This window comes from Campylobacter sp. P0085 (genome assembly GCF_002139495.1).
Classification (GTDB): domain Bacteria; phylum Campylobacterota; class Campylobacteria; order Campylobacterales; family Campylobacteraceae; genus Campylobacter; species Campylobacter devanensis.
The window spans coordinates 258,007-283,769 of sequence record NZ_MJKB01000001.1 but is presented as its reverse complement, the minus strand read 5'-3'; the positions used below and the strand labels follow the sequence as shown (position 1 = coordinate 283,769).

The following is a 25,763-nucleotide window of genomic DNA, read 5'->3' as shown; positions in this document are numbered from 1 at the left end:
TACATTTTTGAAATTTATATCATCATACTTTATAGATTTTGCCAAATTTTATTTATGTTAAATTGCCTAATTCGTTTGTTACTTTTGCTAATTTAGCTTTTGCTGTGGCTAGGCCCTCTTGATTGGTTTTAAGCACACTTTCAGGGGCGTTGGCTACGAATTTTTCATTATTTAGCATATTTTCAAGCTTAGCTATCTCTTTTTCAAGCTTTGATTTTTGTGAGTTTAGTCGTGCTATAATAGCCGTTGTATCCACGCCAGCAAGCGGTATAAAGCTCTCTAAATTCTCGCTCACATCTCTAGCAGAATTAGGGATAATATCTTTTGTTATCTCTACATTTTCACATTTAGCAAGTAGTTTGATAAAGTTTAGGTAGCTAGCGATATCAAGATTGCTATTTAACTTTATAAAGGCTTTTGAGATTTTGGCGTTGCCTTGGTCTATCGTCGATTTAGCACGGCGAATGCTTATTATGGCTTCGATTATTAGCTCAAATTTGGATATGATAGCTTCATCTATTTTGCTAGCTTTTGGGTATTTAGAAATCATTATGGAGGTAGAATTTTCTAAATTTGTGCCACTTAATTCGTGATATAGATACTCGCTGATAAAAGGCATAAATGGGCTTAGTAATTTCATACTCTCTTTGAAAATAGAGCCAAGCTCGCTAATTGCGCTTTTATCGGCTTTTGATAGCTCAATCCCCCAATCACAAAACTCATCCCATAGGAATTTATACACCCTATCTGCTGCGTCATTGAATCTATAGCTATCAAGTGCTTTTCTTGTTTCGTTTATAGCGATTTTAAAGCGATTTAGTATATATTTGCCAAGTTCTGTATGCACGGTATTTTCATCAAGATCGCTGAATTTATCTACATTCATACGCAAGAATTTAGTAGCGTTATATAATTTATTGGTGAAATTTCGGCTTAAAACCATCTGCTCATCGCTCATTCTGACATCACGACCTTGAGCGCATAAGATAGTTAGCGTAAAGCGAAGTATATCGGCTGAATACTCATCGATCATATCTAGCGGGTCTATTATATTTCCACTTGACTTGCTCATTTTTTTACCATCTTTGTCTTTGACAAGAGCGTGTAGATATATATCTTTAAAAGGTAGCTCTCCTAAGGCATTGTTGCTTTGAAACATCATTCTAGCTACCCAAAAAAATAGTATATCAAATCCAGTAATTAGCATGGAATTTGGATAAAATTCGCTTAAATCACTCTCAAGCCACTTCTCATTTTTAAGCGCATTACCATTTCCCCAGCCAAGCGTGCTAAAAGGCCAAAGCCCACTAGAAAACCAAGTATCAAGCACATCGGGGTCTTGGGTGAATTTATCTCCACCACATTTTGGGCATTTGAGTGGTTTTTCATCTTCATCAGCCCACTCATGTCCGCATTCGCAGTAAAATACCGGAATTCGATGCCCCCACCATAATTGACGGCTTATACACCAATCTTTTAATTCTCTCATCCAAGCATTAAAGCTATTTATCCAATGTGATGGGTAGAATTTTGCTCCGCCTTCATTTACGCTTTTGATAGCTTCATCGGCGATAGCAGATTTTACAAACCATTGTTTAGAGATATATGGCTCAACTACATTTTTACAGCGATAGCAATACCCAACTTGATTTTCATAGTCTTCGATTTTTTCTACAAAGCCCTTGCTTTCTAGCTCGGCTACTACCATATCTCTAGCTTCAAGTCTTTCTAAGCCTTTGAATTTAGCACAATAATCATTTAAAATTCCCTTTTCATCAAAAATTGTTATAAACTCCAAATTATGCCTTTTGCCTACTTCATAGTCGTTTGTATCGTGCGCCGGAGTTACTTTGACTACGCCAGTACCAAAGCTCATATCTACATGATTATCGGCTATAATTTTGATTTTACGCTCAATTAGTGGTAAAATCAGCTCTTTGCCTATTAAATTTCTATATCTTTCATCATTTGGATTTACCATTACAGCAGTATCACCAAAGTATGTCTCAGGTCTAGTAGTAGCCACCACTATAAATTTAGATGGATCATCAGCTAAGAAATATTTAAGATAGTATAATTTGCCTTTATTTGCTTTATGCTCGACCTCTACATCGCTTAAAGCCCCATCGTGCGTACACCAATTTACCATATAATTTCCACGGATTATAAGCCCTTTATTATACAAGCTTACAAAGGCTTTTCTCACAGCATTTTTAAGCCCTTCATCCATAGTAAATCTCTCTCTACTCCAAGCAGGCGTTATCCCAAGGCGACGCATTTGATAGACGATTTGACCGCCGCTTTTTTCTTTCCATTCCCAGGTTTTTTTAAGGAATTCTTCTCTACCGATTTGCTCTTTTGTAATCCCACTAGCTAGAAGTTGCTTTTCAACTACATTTTGAGTAGCTATCCCGGCGTGGTCAAGTCCTGGCTGCCAAAGGGTTTTATAACCATCCATCCTTTTATATCTTGTAATTATATCTTGTAAAGTAAAGGTAAGCGCATGCCCTATATGTAAGACTCCTGTGACATTTGGCGGTGGCATCATGATACAAAAAGTTTTATTATCTTCTTGAATATTTTTATTCCCATCAATCTCGAAATATCCACGCTCTTCGCAGATTTTATAAAATTTCTCTTCTATTGTTTTTGGATCATAAAATTCAGCCATTTTTTGCCTTTAGTGAAAGATAAAAATGTGCGATTTTAGCTAAATTTATATAAATAAATAATAAAATTTATGAAGCTATAAGCCATTTTAATGGATAATAGCAACTTTAAAATTTTAAATTATGAAAGGATTAAGATGGATTTTCGCATTGAAAAAGACACAATGGGTGAGATCAAGGTGCCTAATGACAAGTATTGGGGAGCTCAAACTGAGAGAAGTTTAGAAAATTTCAAAATCGGCAAAGGCACAATGCCAAGTGAAGTTATAGAGGGTTTTGCCTATCTTAAAAAGGCTTGCGCTATCGTAAATAACAAACTTGGTCGCTTAGATGATGCTAAAACAAAGGCTATTTCTCAAGCTTGCGATGAGGTATTAGCCGGTAAATTAGATGGCAATTTCCCGCTTGTAGTATGGCAAACAGGTAGCGGAACTCAATCAAATATGAATTTAAACGAAGTTATCGCTAACCGCTCTACTGAGATTTTGGGTGAGGATTTTAGAAGTAAAAAACTAATTCATCCAAATGATGATGTAAATAAAGGTCAAAGCTCAAATGATACTTATCCGACAGCTATGAGAATTGCTTTTGTTTTAGAACTTCAAAAACAGCTTTTCCCAGCTATTGATAAGCTTTTGGCTACACTTGAAGCAAAGAGCAAAGAGTTTGCTAATATCGTTAAAATCGGTAGAACTCACCTACAAGATGCTACGCCTTTAACCTTAGGTCAAGAGTTTAGTGGATATGCTCACATGTTAAAAGCTAGTAAAGATCAAATTCTAGCTACTATGCCATTTTTAGAAGAGCTTGCTATTGGTGGAACAGCCGTAGGAACAGGGCTAAATAGCCATCCAGATTTCAGTCCTATGGTGAGTGAAGTTTTAAATGAGATAACTAAAACTGAGTTTAAATTTAAATCTCATCCAAATAAATTTCACGGCCTTACAAGCCACGATGCTGAAGTATTTTTAAGTGGTGCTTTAAATGGTCTTGGGGCAAATTTAATGAAAATCGCAAATGATATAAGATGGTTAGCAAGTGGCCCAAGATGCGGTATTGGCGAGATAAATATCCCTGAAAACGAGCCAGGAAGCTCTATTATGCCAGGTAAAGTCAATCCTACTCAATGTGAGGCCGTGACCATGGTAGCAGTTCAAGTAGCAGGCAATCATGTAAGCGTAGCAATGGGCGCATCTCAAGGTAATTTTGAGTTAAATGTATTTAAACCTGTAATTGCTCACAATATTTTAGAGAGCATTAGATTGTTAAGCGATTCTATGGTTAGCTTTAATGACCATTGCGCTATTGGAATCACCGCAAATGAAGCTAAAATCGATAAACTTCTTCACGAAAGCCTTATGCTTGTAACTGCGCTAAATCCACATATTGGATATGAAAATGCTGCTAAAATAGCTAAAACAGCTCACAAAAATGGCACAACCTTAAAAGAAGAAGCTATAAATTTAGGTCTTTTGACAGCTGCTCAGTTTGATGAGTGGGTAAAACCTGAAGATATGACCGCTCCTAAGAAATAGAGGTGGATTTAATTTTGCAATGACATAAAATTAGTTATGAATTTACTACCCTATATGTCATTGCAAGGAAGTTGCTTGCAACTTCCAAACAGATCTTTTAAATTTATTTTAATTCATAAAGCAGCAATCAATACAAAGTAATCCTAAGTAAAAATACCATCTATTAAAATTAACTCTAAAAGATTTAAAGAAGATATAAAATCTATATTTAAATTTACTACAAGCTCCAACAATGATTAATTGGCCCATTTCCATGACCAATAACCAGACCGCTTTTGAGTGCGTTTGTTACATACTCTTTAGCATTTTTTACTGATTGATTAATACTTAACCCACTAGCGATATTACACGCAATAGCTGAAGATAGAGTGCAACCTGTACCATGAGTATTATTAGTATCTACTTTAGGAACACAAAATTGGCTAAATTCGCCATTTTCATAGAGCAAATCAACTGCAGCATCTTCTCTTAAATGACCACCCTTTATTAATACACTTTTGCAGCCATAATTACTAATTTTAATAGCTGCAGCTTTCATATCATCCATATTGTTTATCTCCATACAGCTTAATGCACTTGCTTCAGGTAAATTTGGCGTTACTACACTTGCAAGATTAAAAAGCTCTTTAGTATAAACTTCTAGAGCACTCTCATCCATTAATCTTCCTCCAGTTGTTGCCACCATCACAGGGTCTAAAATTATATTTGTACAGTTATATTTTTTAAGCATTTTAGCAACTGAACGCATAATATCTGCATTTGAGAGCATTCCTAATTTTATTGCATCTGGAGTTATATCACTTAAAACTGAATCTATTTGTGCCTCTACAAACTCAGGCGAACAGTTTAAAACTCCACTAACTGCTGTAGTATTTTGTGCAGTTAGCGAGACTATTACTGCCATTGCGTAGTGCTTATGAGCTGTAATTGTTTTTATATCAGCTTGAATCCCTGCCCCGCCTGATGGATCTGAACCTGCTATAGATAGTACTTTTTTCATATTTTTCCTTTATATTAACTGAAATTTATAATCAGTTTTGTATAATAGCAAGTCAAATTTAACATTTAAGGATAAAACAATGAAAAAACTACTAGCTTTAAGCCTTGTTGCTGCAAGCCTTGTAAGCTCTGCACTTGCTACAACTCTAAAAGTTGGCGCCACTCCGGTTCCTCATGCTGAAATACTTGAATTTATAGCTCCAGAGTTAAAAAAATCAGGTATAAATTTGGAGATAAAAGTATTTAACGACTATGTAATCCCAAATATTGCAGTTGAAGATGGTGATTTAGATGCTAATTTTTTCCAGCATATACCATATTTAGACGAATTTAATAAAAATAAAGGCACTCACCTAGTAAAAACTATAGGCGTTCATTTAGAACCAATGGGTGTTTATAGCAAAAAGATAAAATCTCTAAACGAGCTAAAAAATGGCGCTATTGTAAGCATTCCAAATGACCCTACAAACGAAAGCCGTGCGCTTGATGTACTAGTATCTGCTAAATTAATAGAAGTTGATACAAATGTAAAGCTACGCACTCCTTTAGATATTACTAAAAACCCTAAAAATCTCAAATTTAAAGAGATAGAAGCAGCTACTTTGCCACGCACTTTAGATGATGTAGATATTGCAGTTATTAACACAAATTTTGCAATGAATGCAAACTTAAACCCTACAAAAGATGCTCTAGTAATCGAATCTAAAGATAGTCCATATGTAAATATTGTAGTTGTAAAAGATGGAAATCAAAATAAAGATGGTATAAAAGCTCTTAATAAAGCATTGCAAACTCAAGCTATTAAGGATTTCATAACTGAAAAATATAAAGGCTCTATAGTTCCAGCTTTCTAATTTAAATTCATTTTTAAGCTAATTTTGGGGTTATTTTAGATATAATTAACCCCAAATTTTTATAAATTAAGGATATAAAATGTCAAAAAGATGTGCAATTACAGGCAAAGGCCCTATGGTTGGAAACAATGTAAGCCACGCTAACAACAGAACAAAAAGAAGATTTATGCCAAACCTTCGCACAGTGCGTGTAACATTAGAAGATGGAACAACTAGAAAAATCAGAGTTGCAGCTTCTACATTAAGAACAATGAAAAAACAATCAAAATAACCATTTAAAAAGAGGAATTTATGTCTTTGATTAAAAAGATTAAAAAGTTCCTCCACTGGACCGATGAGTCCAAACCCGAATATGATCTAAATACTGAACTTTATCAACAGTTAAAAGCCTTCCGACTTCCATTAATATTTGTCGTACTAATGATGTTATTTGGTACATTAGGATATATGATTACTAGCGGTTTTACACTAATAGATGCGATATATCAAGCCGGAATGACATTTACAACTGTTGGATTTACCGAAGTCTCACAAATCACTACCACTGGACGTCTTTTTACCATCGTTTTTATACTTATAGGATTTTGTTTATTTACATTTTCTATGGGTCTTGTTATCGAGATTATTAAAAAAGGTGTCTTAACTAGGATTTTAAAGGAAAGAAGCATGATATATAAGATCGCAAGACTTAAAAATCACTTCGTAATCTGCTATCATAATCTCTATACTATCGAGCTTTCAAGGCAATTTAGAGAAAACCACATTCCATTTGTAGTTATTGATAGCAGAGAAGATTTAGCTCAAATAGCTGAAACATATAAATATCCATACTATATAATAGATGAACCTCATACCCAATCAGCTATCTTAAAATCACACCTCTCTAGCGCTAAAGGCCTAATCACTCTAAGCCCGCACATAGCCGATAATATCGCCCTTATTGCTACAGTTAGATTATACGAAAAAGAGCTTGGTAGGATTAAACCATATTTTATTATGACTAACTCAGATAATGATAATGACACCCAAAAGCTAATAAAACTAGGCGCAGACTCAGTAGTAAGCCCATCAAAGCTAGTCGCTCAAAGAATCTCAGCTATGAGCGTACGCCCTGATATGGAAAACATCCTAGAGCAATTTTTATACAAAAAAGATTCTCCTATAGATATGGAGGAGATTAGAGTCCCAGAGGCTTCATGGATGAGATTTAAAAGAATAAAAGAGACTCATTTAAGAAAACTTACAAATGCTGATATCGTCGGTATCACAGACCAAAATGGTAAGTTCAATCCAATGCCAAATGGCGATACTTTAATTGGCACTAGCTCAAAGCTATTAGTAATTGGAACTGCTGAGAGCATCAGAGCAACAAAACGGCTAATTTTTAGCAAATATAAACCAGAGGAGCTAAAATATGTTTAACCTAATCAGTCTTAAAAACGGCCTTGAAAATGTAGATGGATTTTTCTTTGGTGGCGTTAGCACTGGGCTTAAACCAAATGGTGATAACGACCTTGGATTTATCAGAGCCGATGAGCCATTTATGATTTCAGCTAAATTTACATCAAATAAATTTCAAGCTGCACCTATTGTCCATTTTAAACGTTATGAAAAAGGATTTAAATCAAATTTCTTACTACTAAATTCAAAAAATGCCAATGCAATGACAGGGCAAAGTGGCGTAGATGATATTGATGAACTTTTTAAGATTTTAAATCAAAAAACCCCACTAATAAATCCAATTATGAGCTCTACTGGAGTGATTGGATATAGATTAAATCAAGAAAAAATCAGATCTGGATTTTATAAATTTGATCTTAATCAAAAAAGCAGTGACTCTGTAGCAAGGGCAATTATGACTACTGATAGCTTTAAAAAAGAGATAGCTTTTAGAGTTGAGCTTGAAAATGGCAAAAGCTTTAATATTGCAGCCATTTGCAAAGGTGCAGGTATGATAAATCCAGCATTTGCCACTATGCTTTGCTTTATTCTTACTGATGCAGCTATACCGCAAAGCGATATGGATGAACTACTAAAAGAGACGACAAAATATAGCTTTGATGCTGTAAGCGTAGATGGAGATACTAGTACTAATGATACACTAATGCTACTTAGTTCAGGCAAAAGTGGCGTATATGATAAAGAAGCTTTTAAATTTGCCTTAGATAAAATCACATTAGAAATGGCTCTAAATTTAGTCAAAGATGGTGAAGGAAGCACCAAAGTTGTCGCCTTTGAAGTAAAAGGTGCTGCTAGCGATGATGAAGCTAGCAAAGCAGCTAAGGCACTCTCAAATTCGCTTTTAGTCAAAACAGCTATTTTTGGAGAGGATCCAAACTGGGGTAGGATAGCCTCCACAATCGGCGCTAGCGGCATAGAATGCGATAGCACTAAATTAGCTATATACTATGATGATGTACTAGTATATGATAAAGATCACCCTGAGCTAGATGAAGCAAGAGAGCAAAAAGCGCACACAGTAATGAAAAAGGATAGTTATCGTATCATTTGTGATTTAGGTATTGCAAATGGTAAATTTACTGCATATGGATGCGATCTAGGGCATACTTATGTTAAAATCAATGCCGATTATAGATCATAATTGGCTTGGTTTAAGTATCTTTTTTGTATAATGTCGAGATTTTAAATTTAAAAGGAGTATAAATGCTACACGAATATAGAGATTTAATTACAGAATTAAAAGGTAAAAATGCACATTTTGATGCTGTATTTAACAAACACAATGAACTAGACCAAAGAATTCTAGATGCAGAAGAAGGTCGTGAACATATGGATCAATTTGAGTTAGAAACTCTTAAAAAAGAGAAATTAAGACTAAAAGATGAAGCTTACCATATCTTAATGGAATATAAAAAATCTAAAGCAAATAGCTAAGTAAATTTGGGCTTTTTGCCCAAATTTACCTCGATTGACAATCATTAATAAAAAATATACTTTATCAGTTTATTATAATAATAATTCTTTTTTATATTTTATCGAAATTTAAATATTTTTATTATACAATATACCATAGTTCTAATAGCTCTATAATTAAATAGCTTATGGCTTTAACAAGTTTAAAGAGTTAAAAAATTAAAAGGAAAAATATGTTTGGTTCAAAAAAAATCGCTCAATATGAAGAACAAATCGTCGCTCTAAAAAAAGAGCTAGAAGCAAGAAATGCTGAAAATAGCAAGCTTCGAGCTGAGTTACAAGGGCTTATGGCTTCTCAAACCAATCTAAAACAGTGCGAAATAATAACCGAAATAGCTCAAAATATGATTGAAGGCGTAAAAGCAAATTCAAGAAATATCCAATCAGGTATAGAGAAAAATCTGGAGCTATCTCGTGCATCTATAGATAAAATTGATTTCAATCTAAATAACATTGCCGAATTAAGCCATTCTAGCAACAAATTGATAGATTCTCTAAATGAGATCACAAGCTCAAGCAACAAAACTCGCACAGCAGCTGAAAACCTACACAAAAGTGTTGATGAGATTACTAATGTAATAAATCTAATCAAAGATATCTCAGATCAAACAAACCTTCTAGCGCTTAATGCTGCTATTGAGGCGGCTCGTGCTGGTGAGCATGGTAGAGGATTTGCCGTTGTTGCTGATGAGGTTAGGAAACTAGCTGAAAGAACTCAAAAAGCAACTGCAGAAGTAGAGATGAATATCAATCTATTAAAACAAAATGCTAGCGATATGTTTGCTCAAAGTGAAGAAGTTGAGACTATCTCAATTGAATCAAATAAACATATTGAAGGCTTTATCGCTAAATTTGATCTATTAGTAAACAATACTAAAGATATAGAACATAACGCAAAACTTATCTCTTATGATATCTTTACAAGCCTTGTTAAGATCGATCATATGCTATTTAAAACAAATGGCTATAATCAAATTTACACTAAAAACTTCGAACAGATGCCAGACCATACAATGTGCCGTCTTGGTAAATGGTGTGAAGATAGTGGTAAAGCTATATTTGGTGATACTGCTGAGTTTAATCAAATTCTTGAACCGCATAGTATGGTGCATAAATATGTCAATTCTGCAATCGACCTTGCAAGTAAAGATTTCTTAAACAACTCTCCAGTAATCATTAAAGAATTTAAAACTTCTGAAGAATATTCTATTAGATTGTTTGAAATATTTGATTCGATGGTGCTTGCTAAAGCAAAATCGATGCAATAAACCTGAGAGCTTTGGCTCTCACTCTACTCTTTTAATCAAAATCAAATTTAAAACTTGGTAAAATTACAAAAATTAAGGATCAAATTTGAGGCTAATTATTTTAGTTTCTTTGCTTTGCTTGATGCTAAATGGTTTTGAGGCTGCACAGAAGAATACTCCAGTCAATCTAGCATCAAAGTTATCAAAAGGCTCATTTGATATTCAAACTTGTAAGCTACTAACATCACATTATAAAGAGCTTCATGGTAATACCCAGATTTTAAATAGTATTGATTTAATCAATATAGAAGCGATTAAATTTGACCACTGGACAACTAGGGATTTTAGTATAAATATATTTCAAGCTGTAAATACTCATACAAAAAATTATAACTTTTATGGTATTTATACTGCATCACATGATTTAAATTTAGATATTTTTAAACTAACAAACTCCCTAAATACCACCTATGATGACTCGCTTGATATTCCAACAGCCTATATGCACTCTACAAACCTTAGTGCTAAGCTGCTTAAAAACACAAAAATCGGAGCTATGCTTTATCAAGATGAGACCAAGCAATATAATACAAATTACTATATAAATACTAAAATTTATAAGAATTTATATCTAGATTTGTCATTTTATAATACTCAAAGTACAAATAGTTTTTATACTAAATTTACACTTAATTACTAAAGGCTTAAATATGAAAAATTTAATCATAATCCTGGGCGAGGATTTGCAGATAAATCGCCCATTTTTAGACTATTTTTTTACATCTTATAAAGAAAAATTTGGTACTCTTGCTTCAGTTTATTACATTCAAAACAATGATAAGGAACTACCATTTTATATAGAAAATTTTACCAAAGAGTATGATAATATTACTATTTGTGCTAATGAAAATGGATTTAATACGCTTAGTAAGATTTTAGCTACACTTACAACTGATACGATTGAGCTTAAATTTGAAACACTTATGCCGTCTCAAGTGATTAAATTTAGTAAAAATAGTTTTTTAATATCCCTAAATAACTCTCAAATAAATTTAATCAAAGCCGAACCAATCAAAGAGCTACCTGAGATTTTAACTCAAGATGATCAACAATCTAAAATCTTTCATATTATCGATATTGACAAAGAGAGCGCACAAATTTTACTTGAGCCACTCACTGCTAGCTATAATGTAAATATTACTCTAACTACAATAATTGATGGCCTAACCAAAGTCAAAGTTAGCACTAGTAGATATGGACATATCGATAGCTTCATTGATAGCGTTGCTAATTTATTTATTGGTAAAATAATTCCAGCTGATGATATTATCGAATTTACAGCTAAAAAGCTCATTCAAAATGATAAAAAGATAACCTTTGCAGAATCTTGTACCGCAGGAATGTGTGCTGCAGCACTTGGCAATATACCAGGCGTGAGCGTAGCCTTTAGTGGTTCGCTAGTAACATACTCTAATGAGATTAAAAATAGCTGGATAGGTGTTGATAAAGATATTTTAGATAATTTTGGTGCTGTTAGCGCACAGTGTGCTGAGGCTATGGCTAGCGGAGCGCTAGGATTAGGAGTGGCTGATTATGCTATAGCTATTAGCGGAATAGCTGGCCCAGATGGCGGAAGCACGCAAAAGCCAGTAGGTACAGTATTTATAGCAGTTGCATCTGCAAATAATGTAGCCTCACTAAGACTGCTTTTAAGTGGCGATCGCAACTATATAAGAACACAAAGTGTTCTACATGCTTTTACTTTACTACTTCGCCAATATCCTGAACTTTGTAAATAGAGCTAAATGACGCTTTTAGCGATGAATTGAGCAAATTCATCGCTATCATTTGGAGCCTTTACAACCTTATAAAACTCAAATTTACTCTCATCAGCAATATGCTTATATTCTACTACTAATTCAAAATCTGTCTCGGAATTATCAATACAAAAGCTAATTGGATATATTAATGCTTTTTTACTTGGTAAATTTGGAAGTACTTCGCTTAAATTTGGTCCTAGCCACTTTACTGGGCCAAGACGAGATTGATAGGCTAAACTTATGCTATTAAACTCTAATTTAGCAATATTTAATTTGGATTTTAAAATCTCTAAATGATCTTTTAGATGACGCTCATATAAATCGCCTTTATCAATTACTTTTTGCGGAAGAGAGTGAGCTGAAAATATCAAATCAATCTGCCTAGCATTAGTATCTCCAAGGCTTTTAATAATATCAGCAATAATAATATCATTAAATTTATCATTATTATAAAAATAATCTATAATACTTATTTTAGCGCCAATTTCGAGCTCATCTATAGCCTTTTTAGCAGAATCTAAGCTTGATGTAATTGTAGTAACTGAATGATGAGGATATAGTGGAAAAAGTATTATTTCATCAGCGTCTTTATATTTTGCAAGAGTATCAGACGCAAATGGCGGTGTATAGTTCATAGCATAATCAAAGATTAGATTATCAAAGCCAAATTTGGTATTTAGTTTAGCTACCAAAGAGCGTGTTATATCGCCTAAAGCGGACTTGCCTCCTAGTTGAATATAGTTTTGAGTGGCTGGCTTTAATCTCATCATTGTTATAATCCACGCTACAAAAGCTCTTAAATATCTATTTTTAATTCCTAAAATATATGGATCATTAAACATATTAGTTAAAAATACCCTAACTTGACTTAGATTATCTACTCCGCCCATATTTAGCAGTATAACTACTCTTTTCATTTTTTACCTTTTGGCTAAATTTGACTAATTGTATTTAAAAAAACTTAATATTTTCTACCACTCAATAGTATGATTATAGCGGATATTATGACCATTTTGTATCCCCATCACCTCGCCAAAATCCCCCACGCCTACCCAAGAGCTATCCTTAAACAACCTCACCCAAACAAAATCACTCCCATAAAAATGAGTATTTTTAATCTCAAATTCGCTCTTTTGCTCGCTATTAATCTCAATTTCCATCACGCCATCAATCACATCGCTAGAATTTAGAGTAGAATTAAATTTCACAATATCTTTTGAAGCATTAAAATTTTTAAAGACAAAATAATCCCTTAACTCAGATACCCCACTCATATTTTCATCCAAAACCGGACTATACTCACTACTATTTTTAGCTATATTTTGACACTCATTATCACAAAAAATAGCGAAATATATCTTAGCAATATATGGATAATTCACCGCTTGACTAAGCTTATCCCCATAAGCCTTAGCATAGTATAAATAGCTATAATCTTGCGATGAATTTAGCTTTTGAGTTAAATTCAAATCAATATCGCTTGATAGAATTTTATATGGATTTTGCGGTTTTTCTCGTGGCAAAGATACCTTCAACCAAGCTTTAGCAATACCATTTTTGAAGCTATTTTTGCTAACTGTATAGCTATTTTCACTACTTTTATATATATGCTCATCATTTGGCTCACTTAAAGCGTGTAAAGATAGCCTACTAGAATTACCAAAACTCACATCATCGCCATAACATCCGGCGCTAAAAAGCTTAGCTACGCTATTATCGCTTAGGCGAACCTGAAATTCCAAATTCGCACTAACACCCATAAAATCCTTATATTGACTAAGGCTTAAATTCTCATCCATAACCCCAAATAATCCAAATTTGGAGCCAAAAATAGTATTTGTATGAACGATTTTATCATAGTCAAAATATGCGATATCCTTAGAAATTCCAGCATCGCAACCTATCAAACCAAGCTCATTTGGATCATTTGTAAAGCTATTTATCAAGCAACCTTGATGAATTTTATCGCTATTTTGCCTATCTATAAACTCAATCCTAGCCACACCAATATCAGGATAAATAAATCCATCTTTATCTGTGCTAATCACCCCTACTCCATCTTTAAACTCGATAGTCTCAGATGAGAGATTTGCCACGCAATTTTCCAAGGTATGGCCTATAAAATCACCGCTAAAATGGCCATTATATCCAGTTACTACATTACCATTATAGTCCAAGGCTATAAGCTTAAAATCTCTATATTTCACTCCACCTTTTGGATTTTGTGGGGTATTTTCTAGCTTAAATTTAGCCACTCGGGCATTAAATTTAGATGATTGAATCTGCTTTGAGTTGGCTTTTTGGTCTTTGTATTTGGCTATGAGATATAAATTTTTATAATCTATCGTTGGTAAATTTGGAATCATAAGTGGGATTTTACCACCGCTAAAAGTGTTAGATTGATAAATTTTATATCTGTTATTAAGCCAAATTTCAAAATCACTCACAACGCTAGTAGTCTGAAATTCCACTTCAAACTCTCGCCCTATAATCTGTGTATAAATTTCACCGAAACTCTCATAACTATTTGAGTTTTGACTTGGGCTTAGCATATTTAGTGCTATTTCAGACTCAAACTCATAATCGCTTAGCCCTATATCAGCCACACCAAAGGTTATTAAGAGATTTTCTCCACTTTTTAATATAATATCTTGAGATTTATAGCCATCATTTTGATAAGTATTATTACAAATAAGATGGCTATTTTGGATGGAATTTGAGATTTTATAATCAAATTTCGCCATTGTAGCACTAGTGAAACTCACGCTAACTAAGGTATCAAATTGCGCCGTTATCGATATTACAACTTGCTTATTTGTTTCGATTTTGCTAGTTTTGATTTTATAGTGCTCTTGTATATTTTGATTTACAATGCTCTTATCTCTAAGGCTTATCCCATCACGCTCTAAACTCACAACACTAGATATATCGCAATCTGCCACCAAAGAAACTACCAAAAATATAAGTAAAAATAGAGCTCTCATAACCATCCTAATATCTAAAACTATATCCATAAAATACTAAATTTAGCTTATAATAATTAATTTTTAAGCTTTTCAATAATTATGAGAATTTAAGTAGCGTTATTTATAAATAATTTAAAAATTTTTAAGATTTATTTAAACTCAATAAAAATGGTGCGATCAGCGAGACTTGAACTCGCACACCGTAGCGGCACTACCCCCTCAAGATAGCGTGTCTACCATTCCACCATGATCGCAAAAGTGAATTCAAAAAGCCCCAAAACGGGGCTAAAGATTAACCTAAAAATGGGTTAGCATAAAGTGCGATAAGAGCGATAACAAGTGCGTAAATAACTTGTGCTTCGATCATCGCAAGAGCGATAAACATTGTAGTAAGTAGTTTGCCGCCAAGACCTGGGTTTCTAGCTGTACCTAAGATAGTAGCAGCAGCAGTATGACCCATACCGATAGCACCACCAAGAGCAGCCACACCAAGACCGATACCAGCGGCTACAACTGAAAATGCTTTGATCTGTTCGCCATCAGCACCAAATGCTAAGCCTGTTAAAGCTACAAGAAGAAAAAGAATCTTTTTCATAATAGTTCCTTAAAAAAATATTGTTTGAATTAGTTCGGATAAATTCCCTACTTAGAATTCAAAACGCAAAATTATACATAATTTTCTTTTAATTTTTCATTAATTTTGCCACTTTTGCCACTCACCACTCTCGTCAATTTCATTGCCGATCATCTCATATCTATTATAATAATATTTCACAAAATTAGCAACTTCAGCATCATTTGGCAAGTAAATTTCTCCATCAAAATATGCAAATTTAGCCAAAAATTCACTAGCATTTATCTTTTTGGTATAGTAACTCGCTAAATCGATATAATTTTCCAAAGTTAAGCTTTTAAATTTCTCATAACTTTGCTGATTAAAGCTTAATCTTAATCTCTCTCCATCAAACCCAAGCACCCTAGCCCTAAATAGCAGCGTCAAATGTATCAGACCCTCACAATAATATGCCCTAGTCTCAACTATCTTTTGCCACGCTATCAACCCTACACTTCGCTTAATAAGCTCAGCAAAAACAGGCAAAATTAGCTCATTTTTTTCATGTAAAAAGAAATTAACTAGCCCACCCGTTGTGGCCTTATACTCTTCTATAAATTTAAATTCCCCGCCAATATTCATCAAATTTTCGCTATCACTATCCATAAATAATATATGCCCAAACTCATGCCCGATTGTGGAAATTTCATAAACTTGCTTCCAAATTTTCTCATTATTAAACAAAATTTCACGACCATAATCTAAAAATTCTTTATCAAAAATCTCACTTGCTAATTTCATAAAAGGCTTAGCCTTAGAGCTTTGATAGACAAAATCCACAAAAGCAAAAATCTTCTTACCACACTCGCCACTTACTATCTCATCATTTGGAACCACTTGAGCCGAAAAAAGCCCATTAAATTCCGCTCCATAATAGAGCATAGGAGCGCATATATAAAGCTGAGTTTTATCGATATTAGAATGGACTAAACTAGCCATATTTGAGTTTTTAGGCTCTATTTGAGAGTAAATTTGATCAAAGCTATCCTTTATCTGATTTTTCAATTCACCCTCATCAATCCCGCTTTGATCGCTCAATCTCACATCCCACTCTAAGGCCACAGCATGAGTATAAGCATCTTCATAATACTCCAAAGGATGGCCGATCTGTATAGCCGAGCGGGTTTGCATCCAGGCTCTCTCAGCATCTTGCCATTTTGATATTACTCTATCATTTTCACACTCACTAAAAGCAAGTTTCAAAGCCTCAAAATACTCTATATATGCCATATCTTGATCGCTTTTGGCTAGAGATTTTAGCGAATTTATAGAGTTTTGCAATTCGCTCACCACCGCCCCACACTCACTAGGAAATGCTAGGATATAAGGGGTCATTTTGTATCCATCTATATCTTTTATTACAGCGCCATAAACTCTATCGCATTTTAGACCATCACTAAGCTGATACAATCCATTATCATTGATAAATTTCATAGCTTGAGAGATATTATCAAATTTAGTTTCAAACTCATCATTTATCCCTTCTATTATATGGCTTTGCCAGACTTTATGCATATTTGTAATCACAATCCCGACTCTATGCACACTCCATAAAAGCTCCATTTCAAATTCGCTCAAAAGCCCTTCTTGGCTCACAAGATTAAGCATTTTAGAAAATCTATCTATATAAAATTTGCTTACAAAATCATATAAATTCGCATTAACTTCTCTAATTTGGTCTTTATCTAAGCCCAATCTCTTTAACTCATTTTCTACACTTGTGGTTCTAAGCGAGACTATTCTATCTGTTATAGCTATTTTAGTTTGGCTATTATTTGGTAAATTTGCTATCTTTAATCCTTGTAAAATTATAGGATTATCCATATCTTTATACAGCTGATTTAACTCATTTTTAAAGGATTTTGATATCTCATTTAATCTTTTGTAGCTCATATTTAACCTTGTGTTGTATTTAAAAAGCAAATTATATCTATTTTAAAAAAACAAAATATCTACAAAGTAAAAATCCGCTAATAGTATATATCGCACCAGCTAGACATTGAGCCAGATAGACATCTATATCATATGCCCTATAACTTATAGTCAAAAATCCCAAATTTAAACAATAAGCAATCCCCATAGAAATGAGAAATTTCAATGCTTTTGTAGCTGTTATTTTGGATTTAAATGTAAATTTGCTATTTAAAAAATATGATAAACAAATCCCAATCACATAACCTAAAAAATTTGCTATCTCAGCAATAAGGCCAAAATATGTCAAAGCAAGCACACTTCCAAGCCCAACAAAAGTATTTGCTATACCAACTAAACCATAGATGATAATCTCTCTCATTTTATATAAATACTCTGTATATTATAATGTTTCGCTACTACTTGATTTATCCAGTGTTTTGGATCCTCTTGTAAATTCTCAAAATCTATAAATTTTTTTGAGTGATAAATCAAATTTTTTGGTATTACTATATCGCTTTTACCGGTTGCTTTTTGAGTTATAATCTCTTTAATAATCGCTTTTTGGCTTAAATTTGTCTTATAAGTATGATAGCTAAGCAATGCTACACTACAAATAAACAAAGGAAAACTTATAATAATAATTTTTTTACTATAAGTGTTGTATAGCTCTTTAACTATTAAAATGATAATAGCCATCAAAACTATATCTCTTGCTACGCTAGTCCGTTTAGGCACACCATCTATTAGCCCAAAAAGCACAAATCCCATAAAAATCCAAAGCGAAAATAGAGCGATATAAACATAATAAAATTTATCTTTGATAGCTAAATTTCTCATCATCCATAGCAATAAAGCAAAAACCAAAGCAGCGCAAATATGCTTTGTAAAAACAGTAGCAATACCAATAGATAAAATAGCTATAATCCAATGATAATATTTAAATTTACCATTTTTTAACACATAAAATATAGAAAAAAGTATAAGAAAAATAAGAAATATATCTGAATAATTATGATTTAAAGCTTGATTTAGCGTGAGGATTTTATCTAAAAATGATAAATCAAAAAACTCACCCAAACTCATAAAATTAGTAATTTCTACCCGTTTATTACTTCCAGGTGATAAATATAGCGTTACCCAGCCAGCCGCAAAACCAAAAAATCCCCAAATTTGCCAAAGAGGTAATGATATTTTACGATATATCGCATAAATAAAGCTAATTATAATAACAAAAATAATCATAACTCCTATAAATTCACTCGCCATACCAGCCAAAAATGCTAAAAATCCAAAACCAAAATAGGCTAAATTTACCCATAAATTATGGCTACTTTTTTGAGTGTGATTATAAATTTGACCCCAAAACAATCTATAAGGAATACAAAATATAAAAATCAAAGTAACTCCCCATAGATAATTAGCACTTCCAGCAGCCCATAAAAATATCGAACCAAAATATCCAAAAAATCCCAAAATAGCAAACCAAAAAGCAAGCAAAGCTACATCGATTTTATCCTTTATAACCCTTCCAAATAAAAGCACAAATCCAAAAAAGAAAAAAGCCACACCTATAAATGCGTTAATAATATCAAAAATAGGACTAAAGACGAATTTAGCCAAATATCCAGAAAACAAAATTTCACCAATTCTAGCGTTCCAATTAAAATAAGTTAATAAAAAATTGCCATTTAAAGCACTTTGATACAAAGCATAATCATCTGCTTGAGCCGGATAGAGTAAATTTAAAAATAGCAAAATGATAAATAAACCACCAAAAATAGATAAATTTAAATATTTAATGTTGCTTATCATTCATATCCTTTAAAATATAATTTGGGCGATTTTTTACCTGTTCATAAATCCTAGCTATATACTCTCCAATAATTCCTAAAACAATCAAAATAATACCGCTAAAAAATATAATCACACACATCAAAGATGGATATCCTCTAACATCATTACCATATATTAATGTATCAAAAATCAAGATAATCATATAGACAAAAGCGCCAAAACTAGCACCAAAACCTAAAATAAAAGCCAACCTAAGCGGCATTGTAGAAAAGCTAATTAACCCTTCAATTCCATATTTAAAAAGCTTCCAAAAACTCCATCCGCTACTTCCAGCATTTCTAGGAATATAGTTATACTCTAAATAAATTTTAGAAAATCCAACCCACTCAAAAATTGCCTTAGAAAATCTATGATATTCGCCAAGGCTCAAAATCGCTTCAACCGCCTCTTTACTCATCAAGCGAAAATCCCTAACACCACTTTGGATAGAAATTTCACTCATTAAACGGCTTGTTTTATAAAACATATCGCTAAAAAAGGCTCTAATCTTGCTCTCGCCTTTTCTATCTATCCGCCTAACGCATACCATATCTATATTTTGCGTTATATATTTTTGATACATTATAGGGATTAATTCTACTGGGTCTTGTAAATCAGCATCGATTAATATAGTAGCCTTAGCATTGCTATGCTGAAGTCCAGCTAAAATCGCAGCCTCTTTACCAAAATTTCTTGAAAAATTTAAAATTTTAACCCTATTATCTTTTAATGCTAATTTTTTTAAAATCTCTAAAGTATTATCCGTGCTACCATCATTTATAAATATAAATTCGCAATTAATTTGCTTAGAATTTTGTTCATTTATAATATTAATTTGATTTAAAATTTCTAAGTAAAAATTATCTAAATTTAAACTCTCATTGTAGCAAGGCACTACAAAAGATAGATCTACCCCCCCCCATTTTTCTTAATAATATTTTCCACAATTTTCTCCTAAATTTTAGATTTTATGCTTAATACAAACTCTAAAAATCAAAAAGTTCAGATAAAAAGCTCTCTCTTTTCTTTTTGCGATATCCATTGTGATAGCCATCATCATAATATCTCTTATCATCATATCTTCTATCATCTTTGCGTGGTTCATACTCTCTTTTGCTACCAAAATACTCATTTTGTCTTGAATTTGATGCCGATCTTTCTATAATCTTATCTAACTCTCCACGATCTAGCCAAACACCACGACAACTAGGACAGTAATCTATCTCAACTCCGCTTCTTTCACTCATCACCAAATCTACATCTTTACACACTGGACATCTCATATTTCACCTCTTTTTAATTAAATTTGACAAAATTCTAACCAAAAAAAATTAATACTAAATTTCAAAAAGTTACACAAACTAAAAAAAATCTAAGTTATTAAAAAAAATTATAAAATAAAAGTATAGAAAAAGAAAAAATTTGATAAACTTAGCGTATTTTGTATTTAGGTGGAATATGGTAGAAAAATTTTCAAAAATTGGATTTATTCTAGCAATGGCTGGATGTGCTGTAGGTCTAGGCAATGCATGGAAATTTCCTACAATGGTCGGCAATAACGGCGGTTCAGCCTTTATCTTATTATATATTATACTTACTCTTGGAGTAGCTGTAGTGGTCTTTTTAGCAGAGCTTGCAATTGGTAGGCTTGGCGGAACTGACATTGTAAATTCACTCAAAAATCTAGCACCAAAAAATAAACGCGCTTGGGGATTTGCTGGATTTTTTATGCTTACAGCAATTTTAATAGCCTCATTTTATATGATTGTTATTGGTTGGATTTTAAAATATATATTCCTATCATTTGGCACCCTGCCAAGCACGGCACAAGAAGCTGGAGCTATGTTTGGCGGTCTTGTTGAAGGGGATTTTTCAAGTGTATTTATCTGTTTTAGTATAGTCTTTTTAACTGTGTTTTATGTAGTTTCTAAAGGAATTAAAAGTGGAATTGAAAGACTAAATATATGGATGATGCCATCACTATTTATTCTTCTTATAGGGCTTTTATTATATGCAATATTTGCTAGTGGTAACTTTACTCAAGCTTTAAGCTTTATATTTATCCCTGATTTTAGCAAACTTTTAAATGCTGAGCTAATATTACAAGCCCTAGGCTTGGCATTTTTCTCTATGTCAATGGGTGTTGGGAATGTAGCTACTTATGCTGCTAGTTTATCAGATGATACAAATTTGGTTAAATCTACACTATCAATTGTCTTTATCAATGTATTAATAGGCATTATGATGGGGCTTGTAGTATTTTCATTTATACCAATTATAGATGGGCAGCCTGCTAGTGACGGGCCTGGGCTTATATTTGTATCGCTTACATCTTTATTTGCTCAAATGGGAATTATAGGAAATATCCTTGCAATTGCATTTTTTACTTCACTGCTTTTTGCGGGGATTACCTCAGCTGTTTCAATGATAGAACCTTTTACTTTATATTTGATAAATAAATTTAAATTAAGTAGAAATAAAGCTATATTTATAATTGGAATATTTGTATATATTTTAGGTATATTTTGTATTTTATCACACTATGAGGTTACAAGTAGCTATTTTAGCATTCCAGCATTAGCTATAAGCAATGAAAAGCCAATAGCGTTTTTTGATATATTAGACTTGCTAACTTCAAATATCTTAATGCCACTTGGTGCTTTGACATTTAGCATTTTTGCTGGATATATTATTAAAAAGGAAGGATTATTCACTATATTTTCAAGTTTTATGTCTAGGAGATGGTTTGAAATTTGGTATTTTACACTCCGTTATGTTGCCCCGCTCGCAATTTTGTCTACTGGGGCTTATAAAATTATAAGTAAAATTTAATAAAAGGAAAAATATGGCAAAAAAATTTATCGATGTGATGGATACCACTTTTAGAGATGGTTTCCAGTCTGTATTTGGTGCAAGAGTATTAATGAATGATTTTTTACCTGCTGTAAGTGCAGCTAAAGAAGCTGGAATTAATCACTTTGAATTTGGCGGTGGTGCTAGATTTCAAAGCCTATACTTCTACTTAAACGAAGATGCATTTACAATGATGGATAAATTCAGAGAAGCTGCTGGTAAAGATGCAAACTTACAAACTCTATCTCGTGGCGTAAATACTGTAACTTTAGATACTGGTAGTAGAGAATTAATAGATATGCACGCAAAGTTATTTGCAAAACATGGAACTACAACAATTCGCAACTTTGATGCTTTAAATGATGTTAAAAATTTAGAATATAGCGCCCAAAGAATCAAACATCACGGATTAAAACATGAAGTAGTAGTAACTATGATGGATTTACCGCCAAACTGCGTTGGCGCTCACGATGCTGAATTTTATGAAAAATGTTTAAGAGAAATTCTAGATAGTGGAATTGAATTTGATAGCGTTTGTTTTAAAGATGCAAGCGGTACAAGTAGCCCAGAAAAAGTCTATCAAACAATCAAAATGGCAAGACGCTTACTAGGTGATAATGTGCATCTAAGACTACATACTCACGAAACAGCTGGTGTTAGCATAGCTTGTTATTTAGCGGCTCTTGAGGCTGGTGCAGATGGTATAGATCTAGCTGCTAGTCCAGTAAGTGGTGGAACTAGTCAGCCAGATATTCTTACAATGCTTCACGCTGTAAAAGGTAAAGATTATGATCTAGGTGGATTAGAAGTTGATAAAATTTTAAAATATGAAGATGTATTGCACGATTGCTTAAAAGACTATTTTATGCCACCTGAAGCTACTCAAGTAAGCCCATTAATTCCATTTTCACCAATGCCAGGTGGTGCATTAACAGCTAATACACAAATGATGAGAGATAATAATATCTTAGATAAATTCCCAGCCGTTATCAAAGCTATGAGAGAGGTAGTAGAAAAAGGTGGATATGGAACAAGTGTAACTCCAGTTAGTCAATTCTACTTCCAACAAGCATTTAATAATGTAATGTTTGGACCATGGAAAAAGATAGCTGAAGGCTATGGTAAAATGGTTTTAGGCTACTTTGGCAAAACTCCTGTAACTCCAAGTGCTGATATTGTAGAACTTGCTGCTAAACAGCTAAATTTAGAGCCTACTACTGCACCAGCTATAGATATTGCGGACCAAGATGAGACAAAATCAATCGCCTATACTAAAGCTATATTAGAAAAAGAAGGTATTGAAGCAACAGAAGAAAATATCTTTATTGCAGCAGCTTGTAAAGAAAAAGGTATCGCATACCTAAAAGGCGAAGGCAAAGTAATGGTACGCAAAAATAGCGATATTATAAAACCAACTACAAAATCTGGTTCAAATCAATTTAGTGTTACAGTAAATGGTCATAATTATAATGTTGAAGTTGCAGATGGATTTGATAATTTTACTTTAAAATCTATTACTCCTGCTAAAGAATCTAGTCAACCAAAAGATGAGCCAAAAGCAGTAAGCTCTACTGGAGCATCAAATGAAATTACAGCTACAATGTCAGCTGGAGTATTTAAAATCCTAGTAAATATTGGCGATAGCGTAAAAGCAGGTCAAACAGTTGTAATTTTAGAAGCAATGAAAATGGAAATTCCAATTGAGGCTGGATGCGATGGAGAGGTTGAGGAAATTCTAATTTCACAAGGCCAAACAGTAGAAGATGGCCAGCTATTAGTCAAGCTAAAATAATCCAAAAGTCGCCAAATTTTGGCGACTTTTACTAAATTATAAAATTTATTATTAAAATTTACAAATCTTTTACAAAATCAAACCAAAGATTAAGCTAAAAAATACTAAAATTGAACATCAAATTTAATTCTATAAAAAGGTAAAAATATGATAAAGGATTTAGATAAGCTAGGCTTAAGTGATATCAAAGAGATTTATCATAATCTAAGCTATGATGAGCTTTTTGCTCATGAGAAAGCAAACAATGAAGGTTATGTCACAGATAATGGAACCTTTAGTGTGGATACTGGAATTTTCACAGGTCGCAGTCCTAAAGATAAATATTTTGTAAATCAAGATCCAAGTAATAAATATCTAGCATGGGGTAAAGTTAATCAACCTATGACAAAAGAGACATTTGATAAACTCCTTGCTAAAGCAAAATCCCAACTAAGTGGTAAAAATATCTATATCCAAGATGCATATTGTGGCTCTAGCCTAGCAAGTCGCAAAAGCGTAAGATTTGTAACTGAAGTAGCATGGCAGGCGCACTTTGTCAAAAATATGTTTATCCGCCCAAGCGAGTCTGAACTTGCTGATTTCACTCCTGATTTTGTGGTATATAACGCTTGCAAATGCGTAAATGATGAGTATAAAAAAGATGGATTAAACTCAGAAGTTTTCGTAATCTTTAATATAGAAGATAATATCGCAGTAATAGGTGGCACATGGTATGGTGGCGAGATGAAAAAAGGAATATTTTCTATGATGAACTACTGGCTACCACTAGAAAATAAACTATCTATGCACTGTAGTGCAAATGTAGGCAAAGATGGTGATACTGCTCTATTTTTTGGATTAAGCGGAACAGGTAAAACAACTCTATCAACTGACCCAAATAGAGCCTTAATAGGCGATGATGAGCATGGCTGGGATGATGAAGGGGTATTTAACTTTGAAGGTGGTTGCTACGCTAAATGTATCAACCTAGATCCTAAAAGCGAACCTGAAATTTATGCTGCTATCAAACGCAATGCACTATTAGAAAATGTCTGTATAGATGAAAATGGCATAGTAGATTATAGTGATGACTCAAAAACAGAAAATACTCGTGTAAGCTATCCAATAGAACACATTCCAAATCATGAACCAAGCCTAAAAGCTGGACACCCAAGAAATATTATATTCCTTACAGCTGATGCATTTGGCATACTTCCTCCAGTATCAAAACTTACAAAAGAACAAGCAATGTATTATTTCTTAAGTGGTTACACAGCAAAAGTTGCTGGCACCGAGCGTGGAATTACTGAACCTCAAGCAACATTTTCAGCATGCTTTGGAGAACCATTTATGCCGCTTCATCCAACCGTATATGCAAGACTATTGGGCGAAAAAATTGACAAACACGAAGTAAATGTATATCTAGTAAATACTGGCTGGAGTGGCGGTGCTTACGGTATTGGCAAAAGAATGAGTATAAAAGCCACTAGGGCTTGTATAAACGCTATTTTAGATGGTAGTATTCAAAAATGCGAATTTGAAAACTTTGAAAAATTTAATCTAGCTATACCAAAATCACTTGATGGTGTTGAAACTAATCTGCTAAATCCTATCAACACATGGGCTGATAAAAATGAATATATCGCTGCAAGGGATAATCTAGCTAATATGTTTATTAGTAACTTTAAACGTTATGAGGATGTAGCTGAAGGCGTACAATTTGCTAAGGCTGGCCCTATAAACTAACCTACTCCG

At 33.2% G+C, this 25,763-nt stretch carries 22 protein-coding genes and 1 tRNA gene; 12 read left to right on the top strand and 11 right to left on the bottom strand.

The window, feature by feature from the left end; all coding sequences use genetic code 11:
- Window positions 1–52 precede the first annotated feature (52 nt).
- Window positions 53–2,671 (bottom strand): valine--tRNA ligase, encoded by a 2,619-nt coding sequence (locus tag CIGNP85_RS01480; RefSeq protein ID WP_086286703.1) that lies wholly within the window; start codon window positions 2,669–2,671, stop codon window positions 53–55.
- 135 nt (window positions 2,672–2,806) lie between these two features.
- Between CIGNP85_RS01480 and fumC the strand changes: the two genes are divergently transcribed.
- Window positions 2,807–4,204 (top strand): class II fumarate hydratase, encoded by a 1,398-nt coding sequence (fumC, locus tag CIGNP85_RS01475; protein ID WP_086286702.1) that lies wholly within the window; start codon window positions 2,807–2,809, stop codon window positions 4,202–4,204.
- 217 nt (window positions 4,205–4,421) lie between these two features.
- Here the strand turns inward: fumC and thiD are convergent, their stop codons facing one another.
- Window positions 4,422–5,204, bottom strand: a complete 783-nt coding sequence (gene thiD / locus CIGNP85_RS01470; RefSeq protein ID WP_086286701.1) for a bifunctional hydroxymethylpyrimidine kinase/phosphomethylpyrimidine kinase — start codon at window positions 5,202–5,204, stop codon at window positions 4,422–4,424.
- 79 nt (window positions 5,205–5,283) lie between these two features.
- On the opposite strand from thiD, the gene CIGNP85_RS01465 reads away from it, so the two are divergent.
- From CIGNP85_RS01465 to CIGNP85_RS01430, 8 genes are all read left to right on the top strand, one after another.
- Complete coding sequence (locus tag CIGNP85_RS01465) at window positions 5,284–6,057, top strand: MetQ/NlpA family ABC transporter substrate-binding protein (protein WP_086286700.1); 774 nt, start codon at window positions 5,284–5,286, stop codon at window positions 6,055–6,057.
- A gap of 79 nt (window positions 6,058–6,136) precedes the next feature.
- Window positions 6,137–6,328: a 50S ribosomal protein L28 gene (rpmB, locus tag CIGNP85_RS01460; RefSeq protein ID WP_086224106.1), complete on the top strand. Its 192-nt coding sequence runs from the start codon at window positions 6,137–6,139 to the stop codon at window positions 6,326–6,328.
- Between the two features lie 20 nt (window positions 6,329–6,348).
- On the top strand, window positions 6,349–7,479 hold the full coding sequence (locus CIGNP85_RS01455) for a potassium channel family protein (RefSeq protein WP_086226492.1): 1,131 nt from the start codon (window positions 6,349–6,351) through the stop codon (window positions 7,477–7,479).
- On the top strand, window positions 7,472–8,659 hold the full coding sequence (argJ, locus tag CIGNP85_RS01450) for a bifunctional glutamate N-acetyltransferase/amino-acid acetyltransferase ArgJ (RefSeq protein WP_086238575.1): 1,188 nt from the start codon (window positions 7,472–7,474) through the stop codon (window positions 8,657–8,659). Before CIGNP85_RS01455 ends, argJ begins: the two co-directional genes overlap by 8 nt.
- Before the next feature lie 62 nt (window positions 8,660–8,721).
- Window positions 8,722–8,952 (top strand): YdcH family protein, encoded by a 231-nt coding sequence (locus CIGNP85_RS01445; RefSeq protein WP_086224103.1) that lies wholly within the window; start codon window positions 8,722–8,724, stop codon window positions 8,950–8,952.
- Window positions 8,953–9,164: 212 nt separating this feature from the next.
- Complete coding sequence (locus tag CIGNP85_RS08595; protein ID WP_086224102.1) at window positions 9,165–10,259, top strand: methyl-accepting chemotaxis protein; 1,095 nt, start codon at window positions 9,165–9,167, stop codon at window positions 10,257–10,259.
- A gap of 85 nt (window positions 10,260–10,344) precedes the next feature.
- Window positions 10,345–10,938: a hypothetical protein gene (locus CIGNP85_RS01435; RefSeq protein WP_086227787.1), complete on the top strand. Its 594-nt coding sequence runs from the start codon at window positions 10,345–10,347 to the stop codon at window positions 10,936–10,938.
- Window positions 10,939–10,948: 10 nt separating this feature from the next.
- Window positions 10,949–12,037: a CinA family protein gene (locus CIGNP85_RS01430; protein WP_086286699.1), complete on the top strand. Its 1,089-nt coding sequence runs from the start codon at window positions 10,949–10,951 to the stop codon at window positions 12,035–12,037.
- Between the two features lie 2 nt (window positions 12,038–12,039).
- Here the strand turns inward: CIGNP85_RS01430 and hemH are convergent, their stop codons facing one another.
- The 9 genes from hemH to CIGNP85_RS01385 all read right to left on the bottom strand — a co-directional run bounded on the left by hemH (window position 12,040) and on the right by CIGNP85_RS01385 (window position 20,667).
- Window positions 12,040–12,975: a ferrochelatase gene (gene hemH / locus CIGNP85_RS01425; RefSeq protein ID WP_086286698.1), complete on the bottom strand. Its 936-nt coding sequence runs from the start codon at window positions 12,973–12,975 to the stop codon at window positions 12,040–12,042.
- A gap of 54 nt (window positions 12,976–13,029) precedes the next feature.
- Window positions 13,030–15,042, bottom strand: a complete 2,013-nt coding sequence (locus tag CIGNP85_RS01420; RefSeq protein WP_086286697.1) for a hypothetical protein — start codon at window positions 15,040–15,042, stop codon at window positions 13,030–13,032.
- A 151-nt stretch (window positions 15,043–15,193) separates the two neighbouring features.
- Window positions 15,194–15,278, bottom strand: a tRNA-Leu gene (locus CIGNP85_RS01415).
- Window positions 15,279–15,316: 38 nt separating this feature from the next.
- Window positions 15,317–15,619 (bottom strand): F0F1 ATP synthase subunit C, encoded by a 303-nt coding sequence (locus CIGNP85_RS01410; protein WP_086224097.1) that lies wholly within the window; start codon window positions 15,617–15,619, stop codon window positions 15,317–15,319.
- Window positions 15,620–15,718: 99 nt separating this feature from the next.
- On the bottom strand, window positions 15,719–17,530 hold the full coding sequence (gene ciaB, locus CIGNP85_RS01405) for an invasion protein CiaB (RefSeq protein WP_086286696.1): 1,812 nt from the start codon (window positions 17,528–17,530) through the stop codon (window positions 15,719–15,721).
- 37 nt (window positions 17,531–17,567) lie between these two features.
- A complete protein-coding gene (locus CIGNP85_RS01400; RefSeq protein ID WP_086286695.1) occupies window positions 17,568–17,930 on the bottom strand; it encodes a GtrA family protein in 363 nt (120 codons plus the stop codon).
- On the bottom strand, window positions 17,927–19,363 hold the full coding sequence (locus CIGNP85_RS01395; protein ID WP_086286694.1) for a DUF6056 family protein: 1,437 nt from the start codon (window positions 19,361–19,363) through the stop codon (window positions 17,927–17,929). The genes CIGNP85_RS01400 and CIGNP85_RS01395 overlap by 4 nt, the downstream gene beginning before the upstream one ends.
- Window positions 19,347–20,279 (bottom strand): glycosyltransferase family 2 protein, encoded by a 933-nt coding sequence (locus tag CIGNP85_RS01390; protein ID WP_086286693.1) that lies wholly within the window; start codon window positions 20,277–20,279, stop codon window positions 19,347–19,349. The genes CIGNP85_RS01395 and CIGNP85_RS01390 overlap by 17 nt, the downstream gene beginning before the upstream one ends.
- A 91-nt stretch (window positions 20,280–20,370) precedes the next feature.
- The gene (locus CIGNP85_RS01385) at window positions 20,371–20,667 is read right to left on the bottom strand and encodes a TFIIB-type zinc ribbon-containing protein (RefSeq protein WP_086227778.1); all 297 of its coding nucleotides are present in this window, start codon (window positions 20,665–20,667) and stop codon (window positions 20,371–20,373) included.
- A 175-nt stretch (window positions 20,668–20,842) separates the two neighbouring features.
- On the opposite strand from CIGNP85_RS01385, the gene CIGNP85_RS01380 reads away from it, so the two are divergent.
- The 3 genes from CIGNP85_RS01380 (at window position 20,843) to pckA (ending at window position 25,754) form a co-directional block, all read left to right on the top strand.
- Window positions 20,843–22,216, top strand: coding sequence for a sodium-dependent transporter (locus CIGNP85_RS01380; RefSeq protein ID WP_086235817.1), 1,374 nt, complete (start codon window positions 20,843–20,845; stop codon window positions 22,214–22,216).
- A gap of 13 nt (window positions 22,217–22,229) precedes the next feature.
- Entirely contained in the window at window positions 22,230–24,029 is a 1,800-nt protein-coding gene (locus CIGNP85_RS01375) for a biotin/lipoyl-containing protein (RefSeq protein ID WP_086286692.1), read from the top strand.
- A gap of 150 nt (window positions 24,030–24,179) precedes the next feature.
- Window positions 24,180–25,754, top strand: a complete 1,575-nt coding sequence (gene pckA, locus CIGNP85_RS01370; protein WP_086238619.1) for a phosphoenolpyruvate carboxykinase (ATP) — start codon at window positions 24,180–24,182, stop codon at window positions 25,752–25,754.
- The last annotated feature ends 9 nt before the right edge of the window (window positions 25,755–25,763 follow it).